Raw genomic sequence first — 15,757 nt, 5'->3', positions numbered from 1 at the left:
CTATGCACATCGACTGGGCAGCACTCGGCTCCGTGTTCGGAGTCAGCCTCGTGATCACGGTGGCCCTCGTGGGCCTGTTCACCCTCGGCATCGTCGGCCTCACCAAGCGGGAGTCGGCGGCGGCCCAGGGCAACTCGGCGGCGCTGGCCGTCTCCGGCGCGTACGCCTGCTTCGCCCTGTGCGCGGCGGCCGTCGGGTACGGGATCTTCCTGATCGTCGCCTGACCGGAGGTAACCGGCAGGAGTGCGGGGTGCGGGACGCGAAGGCGTTCCGCACCCCGCTTCGTGTGGGCCTCAGCACACTCTCCCTTCGCAGGTCAACGGCAAGTTGACGGGCGTTCGCGGGGCGTGGTGGACTTCCGGGGCCATCTACGGCAGCAGGAGAGGAAGCCGGTGCGAATCCGGCGCGGTCCCGCCACTGTCACCGGGGAGTGATCCCCGCGAGCCAGGAACTCTCGCCGCCGGTCTCTTCCAACCAGGGCGTGGACACCCTGAGTGAGGACATATCGCCATGCGCGGCTGCCAGTTGCGGGTGCTCCCGCCGAGAACGAGTACAAGGGTTCCCCTCGCCGTAGCGGCGGGCTGACCGTGCGGGCCGAGCGCGTCTTCGCGTACGGCAGCGCCGCCGGACTCCTCGGTGACCTCCTGATCGGCGATCCGCGCCGCGGGCATCCGGTCGCCGCGTTCGGGCGGGCCGCGGGCGCCGTCGAGCGCGTGCTGTGGCGTGACCACCGCGGGTGGGGCGCCGTGCACACCGCCGTGTGCGCCGGGGGCGCCGCCGTCGCCGGTGGCCTCGCCGCGCGCGCCGTGCGCCACTCCCCCGCCGTCTCCATCGCGCTGACCGCCGCCGCCACCTGGGCGGTCGTCGGCGGTACGTCGCTGGGGCGCGAGGCGCGCGCCATCGGGGGCGCGCTGACCGCCGGTGACGTGGACGCGGCGCGCGAGCGGCTGCCGCATCTGTGCGGGCGTGACCCGCAGGCCCTGGACGCGGACGGGATCGCGCGGGCCGTCGTCGAGTCCGTCGCCGAGAACACCTCCGACGCCGTCGTGGGCGCGCTCGTGTGGGGCGCCGTCGCCGGCATCCCCGGGCTCGTCGCGTTCCGCGCCGTGAACACGCTGGACGCCATGGTCGGCCACAAGTCGGCCAGGTACCGCCGCTACGGCTGGGCCTCCGCGCGCCTCGACGACGTGGCGGGCTGGCCGGGGGCGCGGCTGACCGGCGTGCTCGCCGCGGTCGCGGGCGGCCGTCCGCGCGGCGCGCTCACGGCGTGGCGCGCGGACGCGCGGCTGCACCCGAGCCCCAACGCCGGTGTCGTCGAGGCCTCGTTCGCGGGGGCGCTCGGAGTGCGGCTCGGGGGCACGTTGTCGTACGGCGGGCGGGTCGAGCACCGGCCCGTACTGAACGCGTCGGGCCGGGCCGTGGAGACCGCCGACGTCGAGCGGGCGGCGCGGCTCTCGCGGCGCGTGAGCTGGCTGGCCCTCGGCGTGTGTGTCGCGGGGCGGGCACTGTTGCAAAGGGGGAAGTCGTGAGTGGTGGCGGACTGCTGGTGGCAGGGACCACGTCCGATGCCGGGAAGAGCGTCGTCACCGCGGGGATCTGCCGGTGGCTGGTGCGGCAGGGGGTGAAGGTCGCGCCGTTCAAGGGGCAGAACATGTCCCTCAACTCCTTCGTGACGCGCGAGGGCGCCGAGATCGGGCGGGCGCAGGCCATGCAGGCGCAGGCCGCCCGCGTCGAGCCGAGCGCCCTGATGAACCCCGTGCTGCTGAAGCCGGGCAGTGACCGGAGCAGCCAGGTGGTGCTCATGGGCAAGCCGGTCGGCGAGTTGAGTGCCCGGGGCTACCACGGGGGACGGCAGGCGGCACTTCTGGACACCGTCGTGGGATGCCTGGAGGAACTCCGGGGCAGCTATGACGCCGTGATCTGTGAAGGGGCGGGCTCTCCCGCCGAGATCAACCTGCGCCGCACCGACATCGTCAACATGGGGATCGCCCGGGCCGCGCGGCTGCCCGTGCTCGTGGTCGGCGACATCGACCGCGGCGGCGTCTTCGCGTCGTTCTTCGGCACGACGGCACTGCTCGCCCCCGAGGACCAGGAGCTGCTGGCCGGCTATCTGGTCAACAAGTTCCGCGGGGACGTCTCGCTCCTCGAGCCCGGCCTCGACATGCTCAAGGACCTGACCGGGCGCCCCACGTACGGGGTCCTCCCCTTCCAGCACGGCCTCGGCATCGACGAGGAGGACGGGCTGCGCGTGTCGCTGCGCGGTTCCGTGCGCGAGTCGCAGACCGCGGCCCCGGTCGGCGAGGACGTGTTGCGCGTCGCCGTCTGCGCCGTCCCGCTGATGTCGAACTTCACCGACGTGGACGCCCTGGCCGCGGAGCCGGGCGTCGTCGTGCGGTTCGTCGACCGCGCCGAGGAGCTCGTCGACGCGGACCTGGTCGTCGTGCCGGGAACGCGCGGCACCGTCAAGGCACTTCAGTGGCTGCGTGAGCGCGGCCTCGCCGACGCCCTGGCGCGCCGGGCCGCCGAGGGCCGGCCGGTCCTCGGGATCTGCGGCGGCTTCCAGGTGCTCGGCGAGCGCATCGAGGACGACGTCGAGTCGCGCCTGGGCGCCGTGGACGGGCTCGGACTGCTGCCCGTACGGGTGCGGTTCGAGCGCGAGAAGACCCTCGCCCGGCCCGTCGGCGAGGCGCTCGGCGAGCGCGTCGAGGGTTACGAGATTCATCACGGGGTCGCCGAGGTCACCGGCGGAGAAGCCTTCTTGGACGGATGCCGCGTCGGCTCCGTCTGGGGCACGCACTGGCACGGCTCGCTGGAGGCGGACGGCTTCCGCCGGGCGTTCCTGCGCGAGGTCGCGGCCGCCGCGGGCCGCCGTTTCGTACCAGCGCCCGACACGTCGTTCGGCGCGCTGCGCGAGGAGCAGCTCGACCGGCTCGGCGATCTGATCGAAGAACACGCGGACACGGACGCGCTGTGGCGGCTCATCGAGTCCGGCGCTCCGTCAGGACTGCCTTTCATTCCACCGGGAGCGCCCGCATGAGCACAGTGTTGTTGTTGTCGACCGCAGACACCGATCTGCTGGCGGCCCGGGCCTCCGGCGCCCCCTACCGGATCGGGAACCCGACCCGCGTGGACGTGCAGAGCGAGTTGCCGGAACTGCTCGACGGCGTGGACATCGCCGTCGTACGGCTCCTCGGCGGCAAGCGCGCCTGGGAGGACGGGCTCGCGGCGCTGAAGGCGTCCGGCGTGCCGACGGTCCTGCTCGGCGGCGAGAGCGTCCCGGACGCGGAGCTGATGGCCGAGTCGACCGTGCACGCGGGCGCCGTGGCCGAGGCGCTGCGCTATCTCGTCGAGGGCGGCCCGGGCAACCTCGTCGAGCTGGCCCGCTTCCTCGTCCAGGACGTGCTGCGGGGCGGGCAAGGCCGGGCCGGGAGCACGCAGGAGCGGCACAGCGCCGAGCCGCAGAAGATGCCCGAGTACGGGGTGCTCGGCCGCCGTGCCCGCGTCGAGGGCCGTCCGACGGTCGGCGTGCTCTTCTACCGCGCCCACGAGCTGTCCGGGAACACCGCGTTCGTGGACACGCTGTGCGACGCGATCGAGGCGCGCGGCGTCAACGCCCTTCCGGTGTACTGCGGTTCGCTGCGCGGCGCCGACCCCGGCCTGTACGAGCTGCTCGGTGAGGCCGACACCCTCGTGGCGACCGTACTCGCGGCGGGCGGCACGCACGCCTCGCAGGCGTCCGCGGGCGGCGACGAGGAGGCCTGGGACATCGGCGCGCTCGCCGACCTCGACATCCCTGTCCTGCAGGGTCTTTGTCTCACGTCGTCGAAGGCGGCCTGGGAGGCGTCGGACGCCGCGCTGTCGCCGATGGACGCGGCGATGCAGGTCGCGATCCCCGAGTTCGACGGCCGGATCGTGACCGTGCCGTTCTCCTTCAAGGAGGAGGGCCCCGACGGCGTCCCCGTGTACGCGGCCGACCCCGAGCGGGCCGCGCGCGTCGCCGGAATCGCCGTACGCCACGCGCGTCTCGGCCACAAGCCGAACGGCGAGAAGAAGCTCGCCGTCGTCTTCACGGCCTACCCGACCAAGCACTCGCGGGTCGGCAACGCGGTGGGCCTCGACACGCCCGCCTCCGCCGTCCGCGTCCTGGACGCGCTGCGCGAGGCCGGTTACGGCGTCCACGGCTACCCCGACAACGGTGACGAGCTGATCCACCGGCTCATCGAGGCGGGCGGCCACGACGTCGAGTGGCTCACCGAGGACCAGTTGGCGTCGGCGCCCGCGCGCGTGCCGCTCGCCGACTACCGCGCCTGGTTCGACAAGCTGGCGCCCGAACTGCGCGACAAGATGCTGGAGGCGTGGGGCGAGCCGCCGGGCTCCCTCTACGTCGACGGCGACGACATCGTGCTCGCGTCGCTCCAGTTCGGCAACGTCGTCGTGATGATCCAGCCGCCGCGCGGCTTCGGCGAGAACCCGATCGCGATCTACCACGACCCGGACATGCCGCCGTCGCACCACTACATGGCCGCGTACCGCTGGCTGGAGACTGTGACATCGGAAGGCGGCTTCGGCGCGGACGCCGTCATCCACATGGGCAAGCACGGCACCATGGAGTGGCTGCCGGGCAAGGGCCTTGGCCTGAGCGGGAGTTGTGCGCCCGACGCGGTCCTCGGCGAGCTGCCGCTGATCTACCCGTTCATCGTGAACGACCCGGGCGAGGGCACGCAGGCCAAGCGCCGCGGGCACGCCACGGTCGTCGACCACCTGGTGCCGCCGATGGCGCGCGCCGACACGTACGGCGATCTCGCGAAGCTGGAGCAGCTCCTCGACGAGTACGCGCTCGTCTCCGACCTGGACCCGACGAAGGCCCCGGCCGTGCGCGCCCAGATCTGGACGCTGGTGAAGGCCGCCGAGCTCCACCACGACCTGCATGTCGACGAGCAGCCGGACGACGGCGACTTCGACGAGTTCGTGATGCACATCGACGGCTATCTGTGCGAGATCAAGGACGTGCAGATCCGCGACGGTCTGCACATCCTGGGCGGCGGCCCGGTCGGCGAGCCGCGCGTGAACCTCGTACTCGCCGTGCTGCGCGCCTCGCAGGTGTGGGGCGGCACCGCGAACGCGCTGCCCGGCCTGCGCGCCTGCCTGGCCGAGCACTTCGGCCTGGCCGAGAAGGAGCTGCTCGGCGAGCCCGGCGCCCCCGTGAAGGTGCCGGCCGAACTGACGGACCTCGTCAGTGGTCCCGCCCGCAGCGCCGCCGACGCGATCGACCTCCTGGAGCAGCTGTGCCGGCGCTCGGCCGAGGGCATGGAGGAGCGCGGCTGGGACGCCGCTGCCGTCCCCGCGCTCGTCCGCGACGTCGTCGGGACCGAACTCCCGGACGCCGTGGCGGTGCTGGAGTTCGCGTGCCGTGAGCTCGTGCCGCGGCTCGCCCGTACGACGGACGAGATCGGGCACATCCTGCGCGCGCTCGACGGCGGATACGTGCCCGCGGGACCGTCCGGGTCGCCGACGCGCGGCCTGGTCAACGTGCTGCCGACGGGCCGCAACTTCTACTCCGTCGACCCGAAGGCGATCCCCTCGCGGCTGAGCTGGGAGGTCGGGCAGGCGCTCGCCGACTCGCTCGTCGCGCGCTATCTGGCCGACACCGGCGAGTACCCCAAGTCCGTGGGCCTGACGGTGTGGGGCACTTCGGCGATGCGTACGCAGGGCGACGACATCGCGGAGATCCTCGCGCTGCTCGGCTGCCGCCCCGTGTGGGACGACGCCTCGCGCCGTGTCACCGGCTTCGAGATCGTGCCCGCCGCCGAACTCGGGCGCCCGCGCATCGATGTGACGGTCCGTATCTCCGGCTTCTTCCGCGACGCGTTCCCGCACGTCGTGGGCCTGATCGACGACGCCGTGCAGGCCGTCGCCGCGCTCGACGAGACCGCCGAGCAGAACCACGTACGCGCCCATGTCGAACAGGACACCGTCGAGCACGGCGACCGGCGGCGGGCCACGGCCCGCATCTTCGGGTCGAAGCCGGGCGCGTACGGCGCCGGGCTGCTGCCGCTGATCGACGCCCGCAACTGGCAGTCCGACGCGGACCTCGCCGAGGTGTACGCGGTGTGGGGCGGCTACGCGTACGGGCGCGGGCTCGACGGGCGGGCGGCGCGCGGCGACATGGAGACGGCGTTCCGCCGCATCAACGTGGCGGCGAAGAACGTCGACACCCGCGAGCACGACCTCGTCGACGCCGACGACTACTTCCAGTACCACGGCGGCATGGTCGCCATGGTGCGGCATCTGACGGGGGCCTCCCCCGAGGCGTACGTCGGCGACTCCGCCGTGCCCGACCAGGTGAAGACCCGCACGCTCGGCGAGGAGACCCACCGGGTGTTCCGCGCCCGTGTGGTCAACCCGCGCTGGATGGCCGCGATGCGCCGCCACGGCTACAAGGGCGCCTTCGAGATGGCCGCCACCGTCGACTACCTCTTCGGGTACGACGCGACGGCCGGCGTGGTCGACGACTGGATGTACGAGAAGCTGTCGGCCGAGTACGTCTTCGACGCGGAGAACCAGGACTTCATGAAGAAGTCCAACCCGTGGGCCCTGCGGGGCATCACCGAGCGGCTGCTCGAGGCGGCCGAGCGCGGCCTGTGGGCCGAGCCGGACGCGCAGACGCTGGAGCGGCTGCGGGCCACGTATCTGGAACTTGAGGGCGACTTGGAGGGCGACGACCAGTGAGTACCCCCTATCCGTTCACCGCGCTCGTCGGGCAGGACGACCTGCGGCTCGCGCTGCTGCTGAACGCGGTCAGCCCTGCCGTCGGCGGGGTGCTCGTGCGCGGCGAGAAGGGCACGGCCAAGTCCACGGCCGTACGCGCCCTCTCGGCCCTCATTCCCGAGGTCGAGGTCGTCGCCGGGTGCCGCTTCTCGTGTGCGCCCGGCGCCCCGGACCCGGCGTGCCCGGACGGCCCGCACGAGACCGGACCCGGCACCTCACGTGCCGCCCGCATGGTCGAGCTGCCCGTCGGCGCGTCCGAGGACCGGCTCGTCGGCGCGCTCGACATCGAGCGGGCGCTCGCCGAGGGCGTGAAGGCCTTCGAGCCGGGGCTCCTCGCCGACGCGCACCGCGGGATCCTGTACGTCGACGAAGTGAACCTGCTGCACGACCACTTGGTGGACCTGCTGCTGGACGCCGCCGCGATGGGCGCCTCGTACGTGGAGCGCGAGGGCGTGTCCGTGCGGCATGCCGCGCGCTTCCTGCTCGTCGGCACCATGAACCCCGAAGAGGGCGAGCTGCGGCCGCAGTTGCTCGACCGGTTCGGCCTCACCGTGGAGGTCGCCGCCTCCCGCGAGCCCGACCAGCGCGTCGAGGTCGTCAAGCGGCGCCTCGCCTACGACGACGACCCCGAGGGCTTCGCCGGGAAGTGGGAGCAGGAGGAGTCCGCCGTACGGGCGCGGATCGTCGCGGCCCGTGACCTGCTGCCTTCGGTGCGGCTCGGCGACGCCGCGCTGCGGCAGATCGCCGCGACGTGCGCCGCGTTCGAGGTCGACGGGATGCGCGCGGACATCGTGATGGCGCGTACGGCGACGGCGCTCGCCGCGTGGGCGGGCCGCACGGACGTGCTGGCCGAGGACGTGCGGCAGGCCGCGCTCCTCGCGCTGCCGCACCGCAGGCGCCGCAACCCGTTCGACGCGCCGGGGCTCGACGAGGACAAGCTCGACGACACTCTTGAGGAGTTCGGCGGGCAGGACGACGAGCCCGACCCTGACGGTGACGGCGGCGGGGACGGTGACGGGGACGGCCCCGGTGGAGGGGGCGGGCAGCCGCCCCAGGACGCGCCCGAGGGCAGCGGCCCCGACACGGGTGGCGACCAGGCCGCCGACATCCCGGCGCAGGGCGAGCCCTCCGAGAGCGGCGAGCAGAAGGCTCCCGCGGGCGGCGGCGAGCAGGCGGCCGCCCGGGCCGGTGAGCCCTTCCGTACGAAGATGCTGAGCGTGCCCGGACTCGGTGAGGGTGCCGCGGGGCGGCGCTCGCGGGCCCGCACGGAGCACGGGCGTACGACGGGTGCGCGGCGCCCGCGTGGCGCGCTCACCAAGCTGCACCTCGCGGCGACCGTGCAGGCCGCCGCCCCGCACCAGCGGGCGCGCGGGCGTTCCGGCCCCGGGCTCGTGGTGCGGCGTGACGATCTGCGGCAGGCGACCAGGGAGGGCCGCGAGGGCAACCTCGTGCTCTTCGTGGTCGACGCCTCCGGGTCGATGGCGGCGCGGCAGCGGATGAGCGCCGTGAAGGGCGCTGTCCTGTCGCTGCTCCTCGACGCGTACCAGCGGCGGGACAAGGTGGGGCTCGTGACGTTCCGCGGGTCCTCGGCCGATGTGGCACTGCCGCCGACGTCCTCCGTGGACGCGGCCGCCGTACGGCTCGAGTCGCTGCCCACCGGTGGGCGTACGCCGCTGTCCGCCGGGCTCCTGAAGGCGCACGACGTGCTGCGCGTGGAGCGACTGCGGGACCCGGCGCGCCGGCCGCTCCTCGTCGTGGTGACCGACGGGCGCGCGACGGGCGGTCCCGAGCCGGTGGCGCTCGCGGGGCGTGCGGCGCGGCTGCTCGCCGCCGAGGGAACGGCGTCGGTCGTCGTGGACTGCGAGTCGGGCCCTGTGCGGCTCGGGCTCGCCGGTCAGCTGGCGGGCGAGCTGGGCGGGACGGCGGTGACGCTCGACGAGCTGCGGGCCGATTCCATCGCCGGGCTCGTGAAGGAGGTCCGACAGATGCAGGGTCTGCAGTCGAACAGCAGGAGGGCCGCGTAATGCCTCAGGGACAGCCGAGCGTCGTGCCGGACGACGGGCTCACGACGCGGCAGCGGCGCAACCGGCCGCTCGTCGTCGTCCACACCGGCATCGGCAAGGGCAAGTCGACGGCGGCTTTCGGGCTCGCCCTGCGCGCCTGGAACCAGGGCTGGCCGATCGGGGTGTTCCAGTTCGTCAAGTCGGCGAAGTGGAAGGTCGGCGAGGAGAACGCGCTGCGCGTCCTCGGCGCGAGCGGCGAGGGCGGGAGCGTCGACTGGCACAAGATGGGCGAGGGCTGGTCCTGGGTCCAGCGCGACGCGCAGATGGACAACGAGGAGAAGGCCCGCGAGGGCTGGGAGCAGGTCAAGCGTGACCTCGCCGCCGAGACGTACCAGCTGTACGTGCTCGACGAGTTCGCCTACCCGATGCACTGGGGCTGGATCGACACGGACGAGGTCATCTCCGTGCTGCGGGACCGGCCCGGGACCCAGCACGTCGTGATCACCGGGCGCAACGCCCCCGAGAAGCTGCTGGACTTCGCCGACCTGGTCACCGACATGTCCAAGGTCAAGCACCCGATGGACGCGGGCCAGAAGGGCCAGAGGGGCATCGAGTGGTGAGTTCGTCCCTGCCACGGCTCGTCATTGCCGCGCCCTCGTCGGGCAGCGGCAAGACGACCGTCGCGACGGGTCTGATGGCGGCGTTCGCCGGACGCGGGCTCGCCGTGTCGCCGCACAAGGTCGGGCCCGACTACATCGACCCCGGGTACCACGCGCTCGCCACGGGGCGCGCCGGGCGCAACCTCGACGCGTACATGTGCGGGCCCGAGCTCGTGGCGCCGCTCTTCGCGCACGGGGCGCGGGGGTGCGATCTCGCCGTCGTCGAGGGCGTGATGGGGCTTTTCGACGGGGCCTCCGGTCAGGGCGAGCTGGCGTCGACCGCGCATGTCGCGAAGCTGCTTCGGGCGCCGGTCGTGCTCGTTGTCGACGCGTCGTCCCAGGCGCGGTCCGTGGCCGCGCTCGTGCATGGCTTTGCGTCGTTCGATCCTGAGGTGCGGCTCGCCGGGGTGATCCTCAACAAGGTCGGCTCCGACCGGCACGAGGCGATCCTGCGCGAGGCGCTGGACGAGTCGGGGGTGCCGGTGTTCGGCGCTTTGCGCCGGGGTGGGGAAGTGGTGACTCCCTCGCGCCACCTGGGGCTTGTACCGGTGGCCGAGCGGGGGGCGGAGGCGGTTGCGGCTGTTGCCGCGATGGCCGAGTTGGTGCGGGTCGGGTGTGACCTGGACGCGCTCCATGCGGTGGCTCGTGGTGCCGGGCCGTTGGACTGTGCGGCTTGGGATGCGGCTGAGGTTTTGGGGTCTCTCCCCCGGCCCGCCCCTTCCCGGCCGTATCAATATGCGGCTCCGCCGCGGGGGGGCTCTGCCCCGGACCCCGGTCCTCAAACGCAGGACGGGCCGGACGCACCGGAGTTGCCGGACCGCAAGGGGGGCAAGCCTCGCGTCGCCGTGGCCGGTGGCGCCGCCTTCACCTTCTCCTATGCCGAGCACAGTGAGCTGCTTGCCGCCGCCGGGGCCGACGTCGTGTCCTTCGACCCTCTTCGGGACGAGCAACTCCCGGACGGGACACAGGCGTTGGTCATCGGTGGGGGTTTTCCGGAGGTGTACGCCTCCGAGCTGTCCGCCAATGAACCGCTGCGCAAGGCCGTCGGGGAGCTCGCGCGGTCCGGGGCTCCCGTCGTCGCCGAGTGTGCGGGGCTGCTGTATCTGGCGCGGTCCCTGGACGGGCGGCCCATGTGCGGGGTTCTGGACATCGACGCGCGGATGTCGGAGCGGCTGACGCTCGGGTACCGGGACGCCGTCGCTGTGTCCGACAGCGTGCTGGCCGCGAACGGGACACGGGTGCGCGGTCACGAGTTCCATCGCACCGTCGTCGAACCCGGGGCCGGCGCCTCCCCCGCGTGGGGCATCACGCGTCCCGGGCGGCGCGTCGAAGGGTTTGTGCAGGGCGGGGTGCATGCCTCGTATCTGCATGTGCACTGGGCCGCCGTGCCCCAGGCGGCGCGGCGCATCGTCGCGCAGGCAACCGAAGTCGCGCGGGCAACCGAAGGAGTCACCCCGTCATGACCAGCAACACCACGCACCGGCTGACCGGCGTCGGCGTGGGTCCCGGTGACCCCGAGCTCGTGACCGTGAAGGGCGTGAACGCCCTGCGCGAGGCCGCCGTCGTCGTCGTACCGGTGATGGCCGCGGCCGACGGGACCGATGGCGGTGAGCCCGGCCGCGCCGAGGCGACCGTCCTGCACTACGTGCCCGCCGTCAAAGTCGTCCGCGTCGTCTTCGCGCTCAACGAGCGCTCGGACCGGGCCCGGCGCGAGGCCGCCTGGGACGCGGCCGGTGAGCGCGTCGCGGCGCTCCTGCGGGAGCACGGCTCCGTCGCGTTCGCGACGATCGGCGACCCGAACGTGTACTCCACGTTCACGTATCTCGCCCTGACCGTCGAGGAGCTGGTGCCGGGGACCGTCGTCGCGACCGTGCCGGGCATCACCGCCATGCAGGACCTCGCCGCGCGGTCCGGCGCCGTGCTCACCGAGGGCACCGAGCCGCTGACGCTCGTGCCGGTGACCGCCGGTTCGGCCGTGCTCAAGGAGGCGCTCGCGGGGCCCGGCACCGTCGTCGCGTACAAGTTCGGGCGGCTCGCGGGCGAGGTCGCCGCGGCGCTGCGCGAGACCGGGCGGACGCAGGACGCCGTGTGGGGGTCCGCGCTCGGGCTGCCCGAGGAGTCCATCAGGCCCGCCGCCGAACTGGAGACCGACGCCGCGCTGCCGTACCTGTCGACGCTGATCGCGCCCGCTCGGCGCGACGGCGGACGGGGCGGGAAACTGTGACCCGCCGGGGGGCGGAACAGGCCCTAGTCCCCCGACGCGCCGATCACCAGCCACATCAGGGCGGCGCCCGCGATCGTGCACAGGAGCGTGGAGCGCGCCGGGTGGTGGTGGCTGGCCTCCGGCAGGATCTCCGCGGCCGCGATGTACAGCAGAATGCCGCCGAAGAACCCGAGGTAGCAGGCGAGGGCCTGCGCCGGGATGGTGAACAGCAGCGTCGACGCGGCGCCCACCACCGGGGCGAGCGCGTCCGCGCCGACCATCGCGAGTGCCTTGCGGCGGGCGTTCCCGTAGGCGCGCGTGATCGTGTACGTGTTGAAGCCGTCGGCGAAGTCGTGCGTGATCACGGCGAGCGCGACGGTGTACCCCATGGTGCTGCTCACCTGGAACGAGGCGCCGATCGCGACGCCGTCCGCGACGCTGTGCCCGACCATCGCGGAGGCGGCGCCGAGGCCGACCTGGGGCACCTGTTCCTCGCCCTCCTGCGCCCCGTGTGCGGCCTGGCGCATCGCGAGCAGCCGCTCGACGATGTGCGCGGCGAGGAAGCCCGCGACGAACAGGAGCAGCGCGGCCGGCACTTGGTAGATCTCGTTGCCCGCGCCGTGCAGGGCCTCCGGAAGCAGGTCGAAGCCGACCACGCCGAGCATCAGGCCGCCGGCGAATCCGAGCACCAAGTGGCGCCGGTCGGTGACGTGGTGGGCGGTCCAGCCGCCGACGAGTGTCATCACGAACGAGCCAAGGGCGACGAGGACGGCCATGGTCCTTTGCTAGCGGATCGGTACTGTCCGCGCACGCCCGGGACCGGCTGAACCGCACCTTCCGACCCGTCCGATACCGCTCCCGTACCTCCGTACGACCGAACCGTGTACGACCGCGTGATCCTCACGCGTACGACGTCCATCCCCGAGAGGACCCCAGTCATGCCCGAAGCAACCACCGGCAAGGTGACCTTCGTCGGTGCCGGGCCCGGCGCCGCCGATCTGCTCACGTTCCGCGCCGCGCGCGCCATCGCGGACGCCGATGTCGTCATCTGGGCGGCCAGCCTGGTGCAGGAGGAGGTCCTCGACCACGCGCGCGAGGGCGCGGAGATCCTGGACTCGGCGACGATGTCGCTGGAGGACGTCGTCGCCGTGTACGAGCGGGCGCACCGCGACGGGCTGCGGGTCGCGCGCATCCATTCCGGGGACCCGGCGCTGTGGGGCGGCACGCAGGAGCAGGTCGACCGGTGCGCGCGGCTCGGTATCGCGACGGAGGTGATCCCGGGTGTCTCGTCGTTCTCGGCGGTGGCCGCGCTCGTGCAGCGCGAGCTGACGATCCCCGAGGTCGCGCAGTCCGTGGTCCTGACGCGGCTCGGCGGCGGCAAGACGCCGATGCCTCCGGGCGAGGAGGTGCGGGAGTTCGCGCGGCACGGCACGACGATGGCGCTGTTCCTGTCGGCCGCGCGCAGCGGGCAGTTGGTGCGTGAGCTCCTGGAGGGCGGCTACCCGACGTCGACGCCGGTCGTCGTCGCGTACCAGGCGACCTGGCCGGAGGAGCTGATCGTGAAGTGCACGATCGGCACGCTGGAGGAGACCGTGAAGCAGCACAAGCTGTGGAAGCACACGCTGTTCCTGGTCGGTCCGGCCCTGGACGCGGAGGGCACGCGTTCGCACCTCTACCACCCGGGCCACTTCCACGGTTTCCGCAAGGCCGACCCCGAGGCGCGGGCTGCGCTGCGGGCCGGGAAATCCGCACAGGCCCAGTCGTGATCACGGTCTTCGGTACGGGGACGGGGGCGCCGCTGTCCCCGGATCCGGCCCTGTCGTCCGCCGCTCTCGTCGTCGGCGGGCGGCGTCATCTCGACGCGGCCGGGGCGCTGCTGGCTCCCGGGGCGGAGCGGGTCGTGCTCGGGCCGCTGGCCCCTGCGCTGGACGCGGTCGAGCGGTACATCGAGAAGGGGCAGGGCGTCGCGGTGCTGGCGTCCGGCGATCCCGGGTTCTTCGGGATCGTGCGGGCGCTCGCCGAGCGGTTCGGGTCCGCGGCGCTCGACGTGCGGCCGGGGGTGTCGTCGGTGGCGACGGCGTTCGCGCGCGTCGGCCTTCCGTGGGACGACGCGGCGGTGGTCAGCGCGCACGGCCGTGACCTGCGGACCGCGGTCAACGTGTGCCGCGCGTACCCGAAGGCCGCCGTGCTGACGGGTCCTGGCGCGGGCCCTGCCGAGCTGGGCGCCGAACTCGCGCACCGCGGCGCCGACCGCGTGCTCGTCGTCGCGTCCCGCCTCGGCGACCCCGAGCACGAGAGCCTTGAACGCGTCACGCCGTCGGAGGCCGCCGCCCGTGACTGGGGCGACGCGGTGAGCGTGGTGCTCTGCCTGGACGAGAAGCGGGTGCTCGCACCGGTGCGCACCCTCGCGGGTCCCGGTCGCCCCCCGTCCCGATGGGCCCTGGACGAGGGCGAGTTCGAGCATCGTGACTCGATGATCACCAAGTTCGAGGTGCGGGCGCTCGCGCTCGCGCGGCTCGGGCCGCGCCCGGGCGACCTGGTGTGGGACATCGGGGCCGGTTCCGGCTCGGTCGCCGTGGAGTGTGCGCGGTTCGGTGCCGCGGCCGTGGCCGTCGAGAAGACCGTGGACGGCGTGGCCCGGATCCGGGACAACGCCGCCGCCCACGGTGTCGACGTACGCGTCGTGCACGGCGCGGCGCCCACCGTCCTGTCCGATCTCTCCGACCCCGACGCCGTGTTCATCGGCGGGGGCGGGCGTGAGCTGACCGCGATCGTGACGGCGTGCGCCCGACGCACGCGACGGTCCGTGGTGGTCGCCGTGGCGGCGGTGGACCGGGTGGGCGCGGTGCGGGACGCACTGGGCGCTGCCGGGTTCGTCACCGACGGGGTGCTGCTCCAGTCGTCCCGGCTCGCGCCCCTGCCGGGCGACGTCTCCCGGCTCGCCGCGGCCAATCCGGTGTTCCTGGTGTGGGGCGTACGGCCCGATGCAGATGCGCAGAGCGCCACTTCCGTGGACTTCCTTGAACGAAGGAGTAGTTGAGTGATCGGCCTGATTTCCGCCACGGCGGCCGGGGCGGTGTCCCGCGACCGGCTCGCGTCGGCATGGCCGTCGCGTACGCGCGTGTACGAGGGTTCTGTGGGGGACGCCGTGCGGCGCGCGTTCACGGAGTGCGAGCAGGTGGTGTGCTTCCTGGCGACGGGGGCCGTGGTCCGGCTCGTCGCGCCCCTGCTGCGGGACAAGCACGTGGACCCGGGCGTGGTGTGCGTCGACGAGGCGGGGCGGTTCGCGGTGTCGCTGCTCGGCGGGCACGAGGGCGGGGCGAACGCGCTCGCGCGTGAGGTGGCCGCCGTCCTGGAGGCCGAGCCGGTGGTGACCACGGCGACGGACGCCGTGGACGTGCCGGGGCTCGACACGCTCGGCCTGCCCGTCGAGGGTGACGTCGCCGGGGTCACCCGGGCGGTCCTCGACGGTGAACCGGTCGCCCTGCACGCCGAGTCGGCCCACCGGCTGCCCGCGCTGCCGGGAAATGTCGCGCCGGACCAGGTGGCCGCGCACACGATCCGCGTCACCGACCGCGCCGTGGAGCCCGCCGACCGCGAGGTCGTCCTGCGGCCCCCGTCGCTCGTCGTGGGCGTCGGCGCCAGCAAGGGCGCGCCGGTCGACGAGGTGCTCGGGCTCGTGCGCGAGACACTGCGGGACGCGGGGCTCTCGCCGCTGTCCGTGGCGCGGCTCGCGACCGTCGACGCCAAGGCCGGTGAGCCGGGCATCGTCGAGGCCGCCGAGCAGTTGGGCGTGCCCGTCGTGACCTACGGCGCCGAGACACTCGCCGCAGTCGCCGTGCCGAACCCGTCCGACGCGCCGCTCGACGCCGTCGGCACGCCCTCCGTGGCGGAGGCCGCCGCGCTGGTCGCCGGCGGTGAACTCCTCGTACCGAAGCGGAAGTCGGTGCGCGCCGACGGGAAGCCCGCGATGGCGACGTGCGCCGTCGTGCGCACCGCGCCGCGCGGCCGGCTCGCCGTCGTCGGGCTCGGCCCCGGCGCCCGTGACCTGGTGACGCCGCGCGCCCGCGACGAGCTGCGCGCCGCGTCCGTACTCGTCGGCCTCGACCAGTACGTCGACCAGA

12 protein-coding genes and 1 riboswitch are annotated in these 15,757 nt (G+C 73.5%); of the genes, 11 read left to right on the top strand and 1 reads right to left on the bottom strand.

All coding sequences use genetic code 11. From position 1 onward, the window contains the following. Positions 1-2: 2 nt before the first annotated feature. The 8 genes from CG723_RS07730 to cobI all read left to right on the top strand — a co-directional run bounded on the left by CG723_RS07730 (position 3) and on the right by cobI (position 11,654). Positions 3-224, top strand: coding sequence for a hypothetical protein (locus CG723_RS07730; protein WP_100592482.1), 222 nt, complete (start codon positions 3-5; stop codon positions 222-224). A 110-nt stretch (positions 225-334) separates the two neighbouring features. Further along, a riboswitch (cobalamin riboswitch) is annotated at positions 335-476 on the top strand. A 111-nt stretch (positions 477-587) separates the two neighbouring features. Beyond that, entirely contained in the window at positions 588-1,529 is a 942-nt protein-coding gene (locus CG723_RS07725; protein ID WP_100592481.1) for a cobalamin biosynthesis protein, read from the top strand. Further along, positions 1,526-3,037, top strand: a complete 1,512-nt coding sequence (locus CG723_RS07720; RefSeq protein ID WP_100592480.1) for a cobyric acid synthase — start codon at positions 1,526-1,528, stop codon at positions 3,035-3,037. The genes CG723_RS07725 and CG723_RS07720 overlap by 4 nt, the downstream gene beginning before the upstream one ends. Continuing rightward, the gene (cobN, locus tag CG723_RS07715) at positions 3,034-6,729 is read left to right on the top strand and encodes a cobaltochelatase subunit CobN (RefSeq protein ID WP_100592479.1); all 3,696 of its coding nucleotides are present in this window, start codon (positions 3,034-3,036) and stop codon (positions 6,727-6,729) included. The genes CG723_RS07720 and cobN overlap by 4 nt, the downstream gene beginning before the upstream one ends. After that, entirely contained in the window at positions 6,726-8,792 is a 2,067-nt protein-coding gene (locus CG723_RS07710; RefSeq protein ID WP_100592478.1) for a putative cobaltochelatase, read from the top strand. The genes cobN and CG723_RS07710 overlap by 4 nt, the downstream gene beginning before the upstream one ends. Further along, entirely contained in the window at positions 8,792-9,391 is a 600-nt protein-coding gene (cobO, locus tag CG723_RS07705; protein WP_100592477.1) for a cob(I)yrinic acid a,c-diamide adenosyltransferase, read from the top strand. The genes CG723_RS07710 and cobO overlap by 1 nt, the downstream gene beginning before the upstream one ends. Next, positions 9,388-10,893 (top strand): cobyrinate a,c-diamide synthase, encoded by a 1,506-nt coding sequence (locus CG723_RS07700; protein WP_100592618.1) that lies wholly within the window; start codon positions 9,388-9,390, stop codon positions 10,891-10,893. The genes cobO and CG723_RS07700 overlap by 4 nt, the downstream gene beginning before the upstream one ends. After that, entirely contained in the window at positions 10,890-11,654 is a 765-nt protein-coding gene (gene cobI / locus CG723_RS07695; RefSeq protein WP_100592476.1) for a precorrin-2 C(20)-methyltransferase, read from the top strand. Before CG723_RS07700 ends, cobI begins: the two co-directional genes overlap by 4 nt. A gap of 23 nt (positions 11,655-11,677) precedes the next feature. Here cobI and CG723_RS07690 read toward each other — a convergent pair whose 3' ends face one another. Then, positions 11,678-12,409 carry a ZIP family metal transporter gene (locus CG723_RS07690; protein ID WP_100592475.1) on the bottom strand — a complete coding sequence of 244 codons (732 nt, stop codon included), beginning with the start codon at positions 12,407-12,409 and terminating at the stop codon, positions 11,678-11,680. A gap of 162 nt (positions 12,410-12,571) precedes the next feature. On the opposite strand from CG723_RS07690, the gene cobM reads away from it, so the two are divergent. From cobM to CG723_RS47360, 3 genes are all read left to right on the top strand, one after another. After that, positions 12,572-13,399: a precorrin-4 C(11)-methyltransferase gene (gene cobM / locus CG723_RS07685; protein ID WP_100592474.1), complete on the top strand. Its 828-nt coding sequence runs from the start codon at positions 12,572-12,574 to the stop codon at positions 13,397-13,399. Further along, on the top strand, positions 13,396-14,673 hold the full coding sequence (gene cbiE, locus CG723_RS07680) for a precorrin-6y C5,15-methyltransferase (decarboxylating) subunit CbiE (RefSeq protein ID WP_100592473.1): 1,278 nt from the start codon (positions 13,396-13,398) through the stop codon (positions 14,671-14,673). Before cobM ends, cbiE begins: the two co-directional genes overlap by 4 nt. Then, positions 14,674-15,757: cobalt-precorrin 5A hydrolase (locus tag CG723_RS47360; protein ID WP_234374181.1), on the top strand; the 1,084-nt coding region annotated here is incomplete at its 3' end.

This window comes from Streptomyces sp. CB01635, assembly GCF_002803065.1.
Taxonomy (GTDB): Bacteria; Actinomycetota; Actinomycetes; order Streptomycetales; family Streptomycetaceae; genus Streptomyces.
The sequence above is the reverse complement of the archived record's forward strand: the minus strand, read 5'-3'. Positions and strand labels throughout refer to the sequence as shown.

What these genes read in the sequence shown, in the direction of transcription:
- CG723_RS07730 (WP_100592482.1), top strand. Translation starts at nt 3, where the DNA reads ATGCACATCGACTGGGCAGCACTCGGCTCCGTGTTCGGAGTCAGCCTC.
- cobN (WP_100592479.1), top strand. Translation starts at nt 3,034, where the DNA reads ATGAGCACAGTGTTGTTGTTGTCGACCGCAGACACCGATCTGCTGGCG.
- cobO (WP_100592477.1), top strand. Translation starts at nt 8,792, where the DNA reads ATGCCTCAGGGACAGCCGAGCGTCGTGCCGGACGACGGGCTCACGACG.
- cobI (WP_100592476.1), top strand. Translation starts at nt 10,890, where the DNA reads ATGACCAGCAACACCACGCACCGGCTGACCGGCGTCGGCGTGGGTCCC.
- CG723_RS07690 (WP_100592475.1), bottom strand. Translation starts at nt 12,409, where the DNA reads ATGGCCGTCCTCGTCGCCCTTGGCTCGTTCGTGATGACACTCGTCGGC.
- cobM (WP_100592474.1), top strand. Translation starts at nt 12,572, where the DNA reads ATGCCCGAAGCAACCACCGGCAAGGTGACCTTCGTCGGTGCCGGGCCC.